At 70.2% G+C, this 12,721-nt stretch carries 14 protein-coding genes; 10 read left to right on the plus strand and 4 right to left on the minus strand.

Annotation, left to right across the window (positions count from 1 at the left end):
- Window positions 1–12: 12 nt before the first annotated feature.
- From StrepF001_RS38015 to StrepF001_RS38050, 7 genes are all read left to right on the plus strand, one after another.
- The gene (locus StrepF001_RS38015; RefSeq protein WP_129802732.1) at window positions 13–1,161 is read left to right on the plus strand and encodes an acetyl-CoA C-acetyltransferase; all 1,149 of its coding nucleotides are present in this window, start codon (window positions 13–15) and stop codon (window positions 1,159–1,161) included.
- Between the two features lie 77 nt (window positions 1,162–1,238).
- The gene (locus StrepF001_RS38020) at window positions 1,239–1,859 is read left to right on the plus strand and encodes a TetR/AcrR family transcriptional regulator (protein ID WP_129802733.1); all 621 of its coding nucleotides are present in this window, start codon (window positions 1,239–1,241) and stop codon (window positions 1,857–1,859) included.
- A gap of 179 nt (window positions 1,860–2,038) precedes the next feature.
- Window positions 2,039–3,232, plus strand: a complete 1,194-nt coding sequence (locus StrepF001_RS38025; RefSeq protein ID WP_129802734.1) for an ABC transporter substrate-binding protein — start codon at window positions 2,039–2,041, stop codon at window positions 3,230–3,232.
- Window positions 3,233–3,290: 58 nt separating this feature from the next.
- A complete protein-coding gene (locus StrepF001_RS38030) occupies window positions 3,291–3,650 on the plus strand; it encodes a nuclear transport factor 2 family protein (RefSeq protein WP_129802735.1) in 360 nt (119 codons plus the stop codon).
- 473 nt (window positions 3,651–4,123) lie between these two features.
- Window positions 4,124–4,444, plus strand: coding sequence for an EthD family reductase (locus tag StrepF001_RS38040; RefSeq protein ID WP_129802736.1), 321 nt, complete (start codon window positions 4,124–4,126; stop codon window positions 4,442–4,444).
- A gap of 119 nt (window positions 4,445–4,563) precedes the next feature.
- On the plus strand, window positions 4,564–6,063 hold the full coding sequence (locus StrepF001_RS38045; protein ID WP_129802737.1) for a class I adenylate-forming enzyme family protein: 1,500 nt from the start codon (window positions 4,564–4,566) through the stop codon (window positions 6,061–6,063).
- A gap of 49 nt (window positions 6,064–6,112) precedes the next feature.
- Window positions 6,113–7,150, plus strand: a complete 1,038-nt coding sequence (locus StrepF001_RS38050) for an MBL fold metallo-hydrolase (RefSeq protein WP_129802738.1) — start codon at window positions 6,113–6,115, stop codon at window positions 7,148–7,150.
- Window positions 7,151–7,210: 60 nt separating this feature from the next.
- Here the strand turns inward: StrepF001_RS38050 and StrepF001_RS38055 are convergent, their stop codons facing one another.
- From StrepF001_RS38055 to StrepF001_RS38065, 3 genes are read right to left on the minus strand one after another with little or no spacing between them, the layout of a single operon-like run.
- Window positions 7,211–7,969 (minus strand): SDR family NAD(P)-dependent oxidoreductase, encoded by a 759-nt coding sequence (locus StrepF001_RS38055; RefSeq protein WP_129802739.1) that lies wholly within the window; start codon window positions 7,967–7,969, stop codon window positions 7,211–7,213.
- Between the two features lie 29 nt (window positions 7,970–7,998).
- The gene (locus tag StrepF001_RS38060) at window positions 7,999–9,027 is read right to left on the minus strand and encodes a phosphotransferase family protein (RefSeq protein ID WP_129802740.1); all 1,029 of its coding nucleotides are present in this window, start codon (window positions 9,025–9,027) and stop codon (window positions 7,999–8,001) included.
- A complete protein-coding gene (locus StrepF001_RS38065; protein ID WP_129802741.1) occupies window positions 9,024–10,226 on the minus strand; it encodes an acyl-CoA dehydrogenase family protein in 1,203 nt (400 codons plus the stop codon). Before StrepF001_RS38065 ends, StrepF001_RS38060 begins: the two co-directional genes overlap by 4 nt.
- A gap of 159 nt (window positions 10,227–10,385) precedes the next feature.
- Here StrepF001_RS38065 and StrepF001_RS38070 point away from each other — a divergent pair, with 159 nt between their 5' ends.
- The 3 genes from StrepF001_RS38070 (at window position 10,386) to StrepF001_RS38080 (ending at window position 11,910) form a co-directional block, all read left to right on the plus strand.
- Entirely contained in the window at window positions 10,386–11,063 is a 678-nt protein-coding gene (locus StrepF001_RS38070; RefSeq protein ID WP_129802742.1) for a TetR/AcrR family transcriptional regulator, read from the plus strand.
- Window positions 11,026–11,325 carry a helix-turn-helix domain-containing protein gene (locus tag StrepF001_RS49760; RefSeq protein WP_165396493.1) on the plus strand — a complete coding sequence of 100 codons (300 nt, stop codon included), beginning with the start codon at window positions 11,026–11,028 and terminating at the stop codon, window positions 11,323–11,325. The genes StrepF001_RS38070 and StrepF001_RS49760 overlap by 38 nt, the downstream gene beginning before the upstream one ends.
- 111 nt (window positions 11,326–11,436) lie before the next feature.
- Window positions 11,437–11,910: a hypothetical protein gene (locus StrepF001_RS38080; RefSeq protein ID WP_129802744.1), complete on the plus strand. Its 474-nt coding sequence runs from the start codon at window positions 11,437–11,439 to the stop codon at window positions 11,908–11,910.
- Window positions 11,911–11,955: 45 nt separating this feature from the next.
- Here StrepF001_RS38080 and StrepF001_RS38085 read toward each other — a convergent pair whose 3' ends face one another.
- Window positions 11,956–12,588 carry a proteophosphoglycan 5 gene (locus StrepF001_RS38085; protein ID WP_129802745.1) on the minus strand — a complete coding sequence of 211 codons (633 nt, stop codon included), beginning with the start codon at window positions 12,586–12,588 and terminating at the stop codon, window positions 11,956–11,958.
- Window positions 12,589–12,721: the final 133 nt, after the last annotated feature.

Genomic DNA, 12,721 nt, shown 5'->3' on the forward strand with positions numbered 1-12,721 from the left:
ATGGAGCCCACCGTGTCGGAAGCATTCATCGCCGGAGCCGTCCGCACCCCGGTCGGCCGCCGCAAGGGCGCGCTCAGCGGCGTGCACCCGGCCGACCTCGGCGCGCATGTGCTGCGTGCTCTTGTCGAGCGCACCGGCGTCGACCCCGGCGCCGTCGACGACGTGTACTTCGGCTGCGTCAGCCAGATCGGCGCGCAGACCGGAAACATCGCCCGCACGGCGTGGCTGTCGGCGGGCCTGCCGCAGCATGTCCCCGGCACCACCATCGACCGGCAGTGCGGTTCCTCCCAGCAGGCTGTGCACTTCGCCGCCCAGGCGGTCATGTCGGGCACCGCGGACCTGGTGGTCGCCGGGGGCGTGGAGGTCATGAGCCTCGTGCCCATCGCCAGCCCCATGTACGTCGGCGAACAGGCCGGCATGGGCAGTCCGTACGCGGGCGAAGGCTGGCGCGAGCACTTCGGGGAGCAGGAGGTCTCGCAGTTCCGGGGTGCCGAGCTGATCGCCGAGAAGTGGGCCGTCTCCCGTGAGGACATGGAGCAGTTCGCGCTCACCAGCCATCAGCGGGCCCTCGCCGCCCAGGCCGACGGTGCGTTCGACGACGAGATCACCCCGGCCTTCGGGCTCACCGCCGACGAGGGCCCGCGCGCCGACACCACGCTGGAGAAGATGGCGGGCCTGAAGACCCTCACCGAGGGCGGCCGGCTGACCGCCGCCGTATCCAGCCAGATCTCCGACGGCGCGGCCGCCCTGCTGATCGCCTCCGGGGAGGCGGTACGCCGCCACGGTCTGACCCCGCTGGCCCGGGTGCACACCCTGGCCGTGGTCGGCTCCGACCCGATCCACATGCTGACCGGTCCGATCCTGGCGACGGAGAAGGTGCTGGACAAGGCCGGTCTCTCGATCGGTCAGATCGATCTCGTCGAGATCAACGAGGCCTTCGCTTCCGTCGTCCTCGCGTGGCAGAAGGAGATCGGTGCCGACGAGGCCCGGGTCAACGCCTTCGGCGGCGCGATCGCGCTCGGTCATCCGCTCGGCGCCACGGGCGCCCGGCTGATGACCACGCTCGTTCACCAGCTGCGCAGGACGGGCGGGCGTTATGGTCTGCAGACGATGTGCGAGGGCGGGGGCATGGCCAATGCGACCGTCATCGAACGCCTGTGACGCATCCGATTGGCAACTGAGTTCAACTTGGGTTTAGTCTCGGCTACCGACACGGTGAGTGACGGCCAGGAGAAGTCATGACGAAGATCGTTGAACCGGAGGCGGGACCGCGGTCCAAGCGCGCCGCCATTCTCGCGGCTGCCGTGGACTGCTTCGGCGAGGCCGGCTTCGAGGCGACGAAGTGGTCCACCGTGGCCGAGCGGGTCGGTATCGGGCAGACCGCGCTCTACCACTACTTCGAGTCGAAAACCCACTGTCTGCTCACCATCATGCGGCTCGAACTGCAGCGCTCCCACGACCGGTTCGCCGAGGCGACCAAGGACACCGCGGACCCTGTCGAGGCGCTGCGGGCCGCAGTCCGGGCGGCGTACGACGTCTCCCCGCACGAGGTCCTGCAGATGCGCATTCTGCAGAACCACATGGACCTGCTGTCCGGCTCGCGCCGGTCCGCGCGCGAGGAGGCCGAGCGGGTCGCGGCCCGGCAGTTGGTCCAGGTCGTCGAGCGCGACTGGACGAACCTGCTGGTGAGGGGCATGGCCCAGGGTGCTTTCCCGCTGCGGGACGCACAGTTGCTGGGCGCGAGTGTGCTCGGCCTGATCGTCAGTGTGTGGCGGTGGTACCGGCCGTCCGGGCCGACGCCGCTCGCGGAGATCAGTGAGCTGATCGAGGGCGCCTGCGTGCGGATGGTCGCCTCTTGATGCGCTGAGCGGTCCCGCGGCACCTCGCGGCCCCCTGACGGAAGTCCGTCAGGGGGCCGCGTTGTCGTCTCCTCTCACCCGTGTGATCGGGTACGTCATCAACCATTGCCAGGTGTGTTACCCCAGCATTAAAATCCAACCTGAATTGAACTTAACTCAGGTTGATCTGGGGAGGGGTCATGCGACGACGCACCACACGCGCACTCATCGCCGTACTCACTGCGGTCATCGCGCTGGTCGCGAGCGCCTGCGGCACCGGAGGCCCCTCGGCTGCGAGGGATGACAAGGTCATCAGAATCGGCGCATGGTATCCGTTGACAGGGGCCCTGGCCTCCTTCGGCATTCCGGAGCGGGCAGGTGCCGACGCGTACTTCAAGTCGGTGAACGCACGCGGCGGCATCAACGGCCGCAAGATCGAGTGGATCGTCAAGGACAGCGCGTTCGATCCGCAGCAGACGGTGCAGGTCGCGCGTCGGCTTGTCGACCAGGAAGGGGTCGTGGCGATCGTCGCGGCCAACGGAACCGCCCAGTCGCAGGCCACCTTCCCCTTCGTGCTCGAGCAGTCGAAGGTGCCGGTCCTCAACCCGCTGGGCGGGGACGAGTCCTGGTACGAGCCGGCCCGCGACGGCCTGTTCGGTCTGCAGACGCTGTACGAGGACCAGGCGGCCGCCCTCGGGGACTGGGTGGCACGCGACAGAGCGAAGAAGGTGCTCGTCGTGCACAGCGACCCGAAGGCATTCGTGAACGTCGCCAAGGAGATCGGCCCCGCTGCCCGCAAGACCGACCCGTCGGTCGAGGTGAAGAGCTTGACGGTCAAGTTCCAGACCACCGACTACAGCCCAGTCATCAGCAAGGTGAAGGCCCGGAAACCCGACGCGGTCGTCCTGATCCTCGCGGCGGCCGAGGCCGCGTCCTACCTCAAGGAAGCCAAGCTTCAGGGGCTCACGGCCCCCGTCTACGGCTATGCGCCGGTGGCTGCGCAGTCCACGCTCACGCTGGCGGGCAAGGCTGCCGAAGGGGTCAAGGCCGTGCAGCTGGTCAAGTCACCGCATGACGACGATCCGGCCGTCAAGGAGTTCCGCGAGGCGATGGCGAAGTACGAGCCGGGTCAGCCGGCCGACTTCATCACCCTGTGGGGCTGGGCCGCGGCGAAGGCGTTCGTCGAGGTCGCCAGAACCATCGATGGACCGGTCACCTCCGAGTCGCTCACCCGGGCTTTCGAGAACGCGCGTGACGTCGACACGGGCGTGGGGCCGGTGCTCAACTTCTCCGACGACCACCACCTCGGCACCCGCGACGTACAGAAGGTCGTCGTCACCAACGGCCGCTGGGAGTCCCAGGGCGACTTCTTCACCCCGCCCACGCGCGACTGACGCCATCACCTGCCCGCGACTGACGCAGGCAGCCTTCCGCACAGCGAGAGGACCACTCATGCCCAGTGTGCTGCGTGCCTACATGGCGCGGATGGACAGCGACCATCCGGAAACGGCACTCGAACTCCTCACCCCGGACTTCCGTTTCCTCATCGCCCTCCCGGGCCGCGAGGCGACGGGACGGAGCAGGGACGACTTCGCCGCATACATCGCGGGCCGGAACGCCGTCGACCGGGTCCACGAAATCCTCCGCCACAGCCGTGACGGTGATCTGGAGACCGTGTACGGAGTGGTGACCGAGTCGGGCAAGGCCATGGGGTCCTTCCTCTCGGCCGCGGTCGTCACGCCCGACGGACTGATGGCGCGCTACCAGTCGTACTTCACCACGACGTACGACCTCATCGACTGGCCGGAGTAACACCCGGCCGCGCGCCCGAGCACCACACCACCGCCCCGAACAGAGCCACAAGGAAGCCGACATGACGGAGACAACGACCGAGGCCCGCCCTGCGCCGCCCCCTTCCTCACCGCCTGGTTCGAGATCCTCGACAGTGACGAGCCGTCCAGGATCCTCGACCTGATCAGCGACGACTTCTCCCTCTCCATCCTGTTCTCCACCGGCGGCGGCGACGCCACCGACTTCGCCGGTGACCGCGCCGCCCTCGTCGGATACCTGGAGCAGCGCGAGAAGGGCACGCGCACCCACCACCTGCTGTCCGCGACCACTCTCGGCCAGGACGAACTTTTCCTCGGCGAGGTAAGGCGAGGGGGCGTACCCGAGGCGAGTTTCGTCGCCGCCGGCAGGGTGGACGACAACGGCCGGCTGAGCCGGCTGCTGATCGGCCGGTCGTCCGAGATCCGATTCGACTGATACACCTACGGAGGACAGCCATGTACAACCTCGTCCTGCTCGCGGCACGCCCCCCAGAGTGGACCCACGAGCGGTTCATCGCCTGGTGGCGCGGCGATCACGCCGAGCTGACCTTCCGCCTGCCCGGCCTCCGCGCCTGGCGCCACACCGAGATCGACCAGGCCCTGGAGCCGCGCTCCGAGGGCTGGGACGGGATCTCCGTGCTCAGCTTCGACTCCCCGGAGGACTTGAAGAAGGCCCTCGCGAGCCCGGAATGGGCGGAGGCGGTCGCCCAGGTCGGGGACATGAAGGGCCGCCGCATCGCGGTGCTGGGCCACGAAGCTGAGATGTTCACCGGCTGAGACCGCCGGATCGCCCTTCCCCAGTTCGTCAGCACGGCAGTAAGACCGACCGGCAATCGCCGGCCGGTCCGAGAACAGCGTTCGTCACGGAGTTCGGCACAGCGTAGCGAGGAAGCGGGATGCGACAGGTAGCGCGGGAGTTCCACCACAGGGCCGAGCAGGAGGACTTCGTCGCCGTCATCGACGACACGGGCAGCCATACGGCGCGCGAGCTGCTCGCCGAGGCCGCCCGGCTCGCCGAGGCGATGTCCACCGGCGAGGCCGGCGGCACCGTCCTGCTCCAGGCCGACAACTCATGGCGCACCGTCGCCGCCAGCCTCGCCGTGGGTCTCACCGGCGGGGTCCTCGCGGTGGTCAACCGCCACACCACACGTGCCGAGTTCGCCGCGGCCTTCGAGGACATCCGCCCGGACGCCGTCGTCGCCGAGCCCTCGGCGACGGCCGAATGGACGGTGCCCGAACTGCTCCCGGGCCGGGCGGAGACCGTACTCGACGGCTGGACCTGCCGGTCCGCGGCCGGCGACCGCGATGTGTCGCGCTGGTCGGGCGGCGTCCTGATCGGACTGACCTCCGGCTCCACCGGGCGGCCCAAGGGGGTCGTGCAGTCCGAGGAGGCCCTGCGCTACGCCGGTACGAGCACCATCGAGATCAACGGTCTGACCCGCGGCGACGCGGTGGCCGCCATCGTGCCGCTCTCGTCGACGGCCGCGTACTGCTTCGGCGTCTACCTCTCGCTGCTGCTGGGCGGCCCGCTCGTCCTGGCGGGGAAGTGGGACCGGGCTGTGGCGCTGCGGCGGATGGCCGAAGCCGAGGTCCGCTGGACCATGTGCGTCCCGACGATGGCGTTGCAGATGGGCGCCGAAGCGGCCGGCTCCGGCATCCTCGCGGGGGTCCGGGCGATCACCGTGGGCGGCGGTCCGATGGACCGAGGCGCCCTCGCGCGCGCAGAGAAGTCCCTGGGCACGAAGATCCTCCGCGTCTTCGGCATGTCCGAGTGCCTCGGCCACACCTCGCCGCACCCCGACGACCCCGAGGAGATACGGCTCGGAAGGGACGGCCGCCCCTTCCCCGGTACGGAGCTGCGTGCCCTTACCGCCGACGGGGCCGTGGCCGCACCGGGCGTGTCCGGCCGGGCGCAGGTGCGCGGTCCCTCCCTCTTCCTCGGCTACGCCCGCGACGGCAGGGTCGAGCCGCCCGCGCTGACGCAGGACGGCTACTTCCCCACCGGGGACCTGCTGACGACCCACGAGGACGGCACCGTCAGCATCATGGGCCGCGAGAAGGACATCATCATCCGCGGCGGCCGCAACATCGACATCACCGAGATAGAGCGCGCCGTCGCCGGCTACCCGCGGGTGGCCCGGGCCTGTGTCGCCGCCGTCCCGGACGAGGTGCTCGGCGAACGGATCGCGCTGCTCGTCGTCACGGAGGACGGCGGCGGCATCGACCTGGCGGAGGTGACCGGGCACCTGGACAGCATCGGACTGCCGAAGAACAAGTGGCCCGAGTTCGTGTACGACATCGAGGAACTGCCCCAGACCAAGGTCGGCAAACTCGACCGGTTCGGGGCCCGCGAACTGGTCCGCCGACTCCACGCGCGCACCCCCGACCCGGCATGAACCGGGCACACCCGGCCCTCCCGGGCCGGCCGACGACCTACGGAGAGCTATGACAGCGCGGTTCGACCAGGGCCCATGGGCCGCAGCCGGAGTCCAGACCGTCCAGCCCGGGGTGCACCGCGTCCCCCTGCCGCTGCCCAACGACGGACTGCACGCCGTCAACGTCTATCTGCTGGAGAACCTGGCCGACGACGGCATCGTCATGATCGACGGCGGCTGGGCGATCCCCGAGGCCCGCAAGGCCCTGGAAGAGGCCCTGGCCGCCATCGGCCGCGACCTCGGCGACATCAGCCACATCCTGGTCACCCACATCCATCGGGACCACTACACCAACGCCGTGGAACTGCGCCGGCTGCTGGGATCCCGTGTGTACCTGGGTGCCGGCGAACGGCCGGGCCTGGAGATGCTCGACCGGCTGCGCAGCGACGAGCCCGCCGGCTCCCTGGAGACCCTGCGCAGGGCGGGCGCAGGTGAACTGGCCGACCGTATCCAGGCGATGGACCACGGCGGCTACGACCCGGGCATGTGGGAAGCCCCCGACCACTGGCTCGGCGCGGAAACCCTCCGCTTCGGCGACGGCGAGCTGCACGTCGTACCAACGCCCGGACACACCAAGGGACATGTCGTATTCCTGGACGAACAGCGCGGACTGCTGTTCTCCGGAGACCACGTCCTGCCGCACATCACCCCGTCCATCGGCTTCGAACTGGCGGAACCCGGCGGCCGGCCGCTCGCCGACTACCTGGACTCGCTGCGGCTGATGACCCGGTACGCCGACGCGCGCCTGCTGCCCGCGCACGGGCCGGTCGCCGACAGCGTCCACACCCGGGTCGCCGAGCTGCTCACGCACCACGACGACCGGCTGGACGAGAGCCTGACGGCGCTGGGCGAGTCCACGCTCGACGCCCACGCGGTGGCACGCAAGCTGGGCTGGACGCGCCGTCAGGTGCCGTTCGGTGAGCTCAGCGCCTTCAACCAGATGCTCGCGGTCAACGAGACGGCGGCGCATCTGGACGTCCTGGTGCTGCGGGGGAGGGCCTCGGTGGCGTTCGAGGGCGGGGTGAACCAGTACACGCGCGTGAAGTGACACCAACGCACAGGCAGGAAGAAAAACGGGGGGCGCGGCGACCGCGCCCCCCTTCCCCTGTCACCGTGCGGTCCAGCCACCGTCCACGTACAGCTCGGAACCGGTGACGAAGCTGGCGTCCTCGGAGGCGAGAAACGCCACAGCCCCCGTGACCTCGTCGGGCCGGCCCAGGCGGCCCATGGGGGTGCCCTCGACCATCGCGGTGTGCCGGGCCGTGCCCTCCCACAGTGCGCGCGAGCGGGGCGTCTCGATGAAGCCCGGGTGAATCGAGTTCACGCGGACGCCGCGGGTGGCCCAGTGCAGTGCGGCGTTCTTCGTCATCAGCCGGACCGCGCCCTTGGCGGCGTGGTAGGAGAACTGGCTGCCGAAGCCGCCGACCGTACCGAAGATCGAGGCGATGTTGACGATGGATCCGCCTCCGGAGTGTTCGATCGCGGGTCCGCCGTGCTTCATGCCGAGCCAGACGCCGGTCTGGGTGACCGCGATGACCTTGTCCCAGGACTCCTGAGTCTCCGTCTCCACGGTCCGCATCTCCGCGATGCCCGCGTTGTTGACGAGCACGGTCAGACCGCCGAGCTCGGCGACCACTCGCTCGACGGCGCCGCACCAGGCGTCCTCGTCGCTGACGTCGAGGGCGAACCCGGTCACCGTCGCCCCGTCGGCTGTCAGTTCCTTCGCCAACTTCTTGCAGCGGTCGGCGTCCACGTCGGTCACCGCCACCTGGGCGCCCTCGGCGGCCAGCCGGCGCGCGACGGCGTCTCCGATGCCGCCGGTCGCGCCTGTGATCAGGGCGGTCTGTCCGGACAGTCGGTCGCGCACGGGCTCTCCTTCGTTCGGTTTCTTCGTGGTCACGGCAGCAGCTCCAGTCCCGAGCGCAGCAGCGCGGGCACCGCGGAGCCGACCCGGTCGAAGCCGCTGCCGACGGTCTGCCCCGCCAGATAGCGGGCATGGATGCCCTCGGCGATCACGGCGAGCTTGAAGCACCCCAGTGCCTGGTAGAAGCCCAGGGCGTCGATGTTCCGGCCGGACCGCTCGGCGTACCGCTCGGCAAGCTCGTGGCCGGAGGGAAATCCGGGGTTGGCCGTCGGGACGTGGCGCGCCCCGAGGACCGGTTCGCAGGCCGGGGCCCAGTACATGAGCAGCATCCCGACGTCGGCGAGCGGATCGCCGAGTGTGGCCATCTCCCAGTCGACGATCGCCGCGATCCGCCCGAAGTCGCCTGGCGCGAGGATGGTGTTGTCCAGGCGGTAGTCGCCGTGCACGATCGCCGGGGCGCCGCTGGTGGGCAGGGCGCGGGCGAGCCGGCCGTGCAGCGCGTCGAGGTCGGGCAGCGCCCGGGTGGCGACCCTGTCCCACTGCCCGCGCCACCGTCGCACCTGGCGCTCCAGATAGCCGTCCGGGCGCCCGAAGCCGCCGAGTCCGACCGCGGTGGCGTCGACCGAGTGCAGCGCCACCAGGGCGTCCACGAGCGCGTCGGCGGCGCGCCGCGCGTCGGCGGGCGGCAGCGCGGCGACCTCGTCGCCGTCGCGCAGCACCGCGCCCGCCACGAAGTCGACGACGCAGAACGGCGCACCGATCACCTCCGGGTCCGTGCACGACAGCACGGCCCGTGCGACCGGCACCCCGGTGCCGCCGAGCGCGGCGACGACGCGGTACTCGCGGTCCATGTCGTGCGCGGTCGGCGTCAGCACCCCCAGCGGCGGACGGCGCAGCACCCAGCGGTGCGTCCCGTCGGTCACGACGTACGTCAGGTTGGAGCGCCCGCCCGGCAACAGCTCGACCCTCAGCGGTCCCGCGAGTTCGGGCAGGTGGCGCTCGAAGTACCGTTGCAGTACGGGCACATCGACGCCGATCGGCGTCGTTCCGGATGCGGTCACCGGGCAGCCCTCCGCTCCCGCGCCGCCCGCACCGCGCGCTTGGCGATGGCCCAGCGGTGGGTCTCGGAAGGGCCGTCATAGATGCGGAACGGACGCACCTCGCGGTACAGCCGCGACAGCGGGGCGTCACCCGAGATACCGAGCGCGCCGCACACCTGTACGGCCCGGTCCACCACCCGGTTCACCGCCTCGGACACGTACGTTTTGGCGATCGAGGTGTACTGGGCGGCCGGACGTCCCTGGTCCAGTTCCCAGCAGGCGCGCCAGAGCACCGCGCGGCTGGTCTCGATGTCGATCTCCGAGTCCGCCAACAGCTGCTGCACCATGCCGAGTTCGGCCAGCGGCTTGCCGAAGGCAGAGCGGTCCGCCGCGCGCTCGAGAGCGATGTCCTGTGCCCGCCGCGCCACCCCGAGCCAGCGCATGCAGTGGGTCATACGGGCAGGTCCGAGCCGCACCTGCGCATAGGGGAAGCCCTGGTCCACCTCGCCCAGCACGGCGCTGTCGTCGACCTCGCAGCCCTCGAAGACGATCTCGCTGTGCCCGCCGAAGAGGCCTTGGTCCAGCGTGTCGATGTTCCGGACGATCTTCATGCCTGGGTTGTCGGCGTCGATGAGGAACATCGTCGCGCCGCCCGCATCGCCGGGGCCGCCACTGGTGCGGGCCATGCAGATCGCGAAGGCGGCTCCGTCCGCGCCGCTGATGAACCACTTGCGGCCGTCGATTCGCCAGCCGCCCTCGGTTCTCGTCGCGGTGGTGGAGAGCGCCCGGGGGTCGGAACCGGCGCCGGGCGCCGGCTCGGTCATCGCGAAGCAGGAGCGCATCTCGCCGGCCGCCAGCGGGCGCAGGTACCGCTTCTTCTGCTCCCCGGTGGCCACCACCTCGAGCAGGTGCATATTGCCCTCGTCGGGCGCTGCGCAGTTGAGCGCGAGCGGTCCCAGCAGTGAGTACCCTGCCGCCTCGAACACCACGGCCTGCCCGCGCAGATCCAGCCCGAGCCCGCCCCACTCCGTGCCGGCATGCGGGGCGAACACCCCTGCCTCCCGGGCCGCCTCCTGCAGTCGCCGCCGCAGTGGCTCCGGTCCGGCATGGACGTTCCCGTCGCACGCCTGCTCTTCGGGTATCACCACATCCCGGACAAACTCGGTCGTGCGCCGCGCGATGCCGACGACCCTCTCGTCGATCTCGAACTCGATGGACACGCTCACTCCCGATCTTGGCTACTGATCATTAGCCAATGACAAGGGCGAGTTGAGTGGTGTGTCAAGGGTGTGGGCTCTAATGGCAGGTCAAGGGGGGTGTAATCAGCTAATTGCTGATAGCTTGCCGACAGTACAGGAGTCGATGTGAACGGAGTTCAGGTGAGCAGAGTCCCAGGGGGGCGGTACGAGCGGCCGCACCGGCCCGCGCGGCCGGAGGGCGCGCCCGCGGCCGACCGCCGGTCGGCGATCCGGCAGGCCGCGCTCCGGCTGTTCGCGGCGCAGGGCTACTGGTCCACGACCATGGCCGACATCGGCGCCGCCGTCGGCATTCGCGGCCCGAGCCTGTACAAGCACGTCGCCTCCAAGCACGACCTCCTGGCCGAGATCATGAACGGCACGATGGAGCGGCTCATCGCGGACAACACCGCGGCGGTGGCCGGCACCGACGATGTGTGCGAACAGTTGCGACGCGCCGTGGAAGCGCACATCCGGTATCACGCGCGGCATCGCCTGGAGGCTTTCGTCGGCAATCGGGAGATCGGCAGCCTGGAACAGCCCGAGCAGGAGCAGGTCCTCGGCCGCCGCAGCGACTATGAGCGCCGCTTCCGCGAACTCATCGAGCGGGGTGCGGCCGAGGGCGCCTTCGACGTGCGGTCGGCGAGGATCGCCTCGTACTCGATTCTCGACATGGGCATTGGTGTGGCGAGCTGGTTCCACGAGGACGGCGAATTCTCCGTCGACCAACTTGCCTATCAGTACGGCGACATCGCGCTGCGCATCGTGGGCGCGCTGCCGCGGGGTGTCCCGCGGGAGGAGGGCGAGCCGAGGCGCGCCTGATTCATGGGGGCGGGGGTGGTACGGAAGGGCCGCACCGCCCCAGGCCGGACGCGGTCTGCTCGCCCTCGAACTGGTCGCCGGGCAGCCGCAGGGGCTCGCGGTACAGGACGTGGCGCAGCGGCTCGGTGTCCACCGCACCATCGCGTACCGGATCCTGGTCACGCTCGCCGAGTTCCATCTGCTCGTCCGCACCCCCGACGGCCGCTACCGGGCCGGTTCCGGCACGGTAGCCGGCTCGCGGGTACGTGGCCGACGTCCGTGAGGCCGCCCTGCCCGTGCTGCGGCGCACCGCCGACGAACTCGGCGCCACCGTCGCGCTGATCTCGGCGCACCCCGTCTGGTCGCTCCTGATGAGCCTGGCAGGATCGGCGGCATGGACTACTGGCCGTACCCGCCGGCTGAGGCGGACCGTATCGACCCCTTCGACAGCGAGCGCACCGAAACGCAGTACGTGCTCTTCGGCGGCCACCGGCCCACGTCCGCGTTCACCGATCCCGCCGGATTCCGCGATCCGGATCTGCACAGATCGATCCCGTGGGGATACAAGATCCTCCGCATGGCGCAGAAAGTGGCCGTCCTGCGCCACGGCGATGTCGTACGCGAATGGCCGGTGCTGCACCGCGACCCCCGCGTCGACCCGGTGGACCCGCCTGCCGGCGAGACGCTGTACCTGGACAACTGGCGACGCAATGTCTGCGGGTACCGGGTCCTGACCTCGCCGGCCTCGATGACCGCCCCGGACGACGCCTACGACCGCGCCGCCGCCGTCGCGCTGGCCCGCACCGCCTCGCGCACCGAAGGCCGCGCCCTGGTCGTGTACATGCACGACGCCGAGAACTGGCACTGACGAAGGCCGGTGCCGTGTCCGCAAACGCTTCGTCGCTGCGCCTGGTCAGAAGGCCAGGGACTTCCTGGCTGCGGCCGCGCCCGCCGCGGGGTCCCAGCCGCCCTTCCCGATGACCGCGATCACGTGATCCTCCGTGACGTCGCCGTCGGCGGCGATCAGCGCGTCGACGGCGGCCTGGGGTGGAGCCGCGCCGTTCAGTCCCGGGGCGTTCCTCGTGAACACCGTGATGCTCTCGCGGGTCTCCTCGAGGCTCAGGGCGGGCAGGCCCACGCTGCGAAAACCGTCGTCGACGCTGTACTCGGCGCGCTTCCATCCGTCGGCGCCGTCGAAGCCGTAGACGAAGCCGACATAGTCCTCTGCGTCCAGGGTCTGCTGCACGACGGGCCGCCACCAGTCCGGTGCTCCGGCGAGCAGATCGGTCTCCTCCTCGCTGAACTCCTCCGCGGCGGGGCCGTAGTACGTCTCCGAGTACTCGTGGTCGTTGCCTGTCAGCACCGCACGGCCCTCGTCGAGGTGGTGCAGCTTGAGCCAGTTGCCACCCGCGTCGTCGAAGTGCCAGACGCGGCCCTCGGCATGGCACATGGAGCCCCACTTCCGGGCGGCGCAGACCGCTGCGAAAGCCGCCCAGCGTCCGCGCAGCTGTGCCGGGGCGGGCAAGTCCAACGCCACCAGTCCCATGGCGGTGTCCACCTCTCTGTCTCAGGCCGCTCGAGCGTGCGCATCGTGTGCTCAGGACATCCAAGCGCATGCCTCTGACAACGGGCCCTCGGCCTGATGGCCTTGTTCGAGGGCGATGCGCAGGAACTGTTCC

The organism is Streptomyces sp. F001, from assembly GCF_004187715.1.
GTDB lineage: Bacteria > Actinomycetota > Actinomycetes > Streptomycetales > Streptomycetaceae > Streptomyces > Streptomyces flavusporus.

Bases quoted from the DNA above. Each gene is read 5' to 3' on its own strand.
- StrepF001_RS38050 (WP_129802738.1), top strand. From the start codon at position 6,113: ATGACAGCGCGGTTCGACCAGGGCCCATGGGCCGCAGCCGGAGTCCAG.
- StrepF001_RS38045 (WP_129802737.1), top strand. From the start codon at position 4,564: ATGCGACAGGTAGCGCGGGAGTTCCACCACAGGGCCGAGCAGGAGGAC.
- StrepF001_RS38040 (WP_129802736.1), top strand. From the start codon at position 4,124: ATGTACAACCTCGTCCTGCTCGCGGCACGCCCCCCAGAGTGGACCCAC.
- StrepF001_RS38080 (WP_129802744.1), top strand. From the start codon at position 11,437: ATGGACTACTGGCCGTACCCGCCGGCTGAGGCGGACCGTATCGACCCC.
- StrepF001_RS38020 (WP_129802733.1), top strand. From the start codon at position 1,239: ATGACGAAGATCGTTGAACCGGAGGCGGGACCGCGGTCCAAGCGCGCC.
- StrepF001_RS38025 (WP_129802734.1), top strand. From the start codon at position 2,039: ATGCGACGACGCACCACACGCGCACTCATCGCCGTACTCACTGCGGTC.
- StrepF001_RS38030 (WP_129802735.1), top strand. From the start codon at position 3,291: ATGCCCAGTGTGCTGCGTGCCTACATGGCGCGGATGGACAGCGACCAT.
- StrepF001_RS38085 (WP_129802745.1), bottom strand. From the start codon at position 12,588: ATGGGACTGGTGGCGTTGGACTTGCCCGCCCCGGCACAGCTGCGCGGA.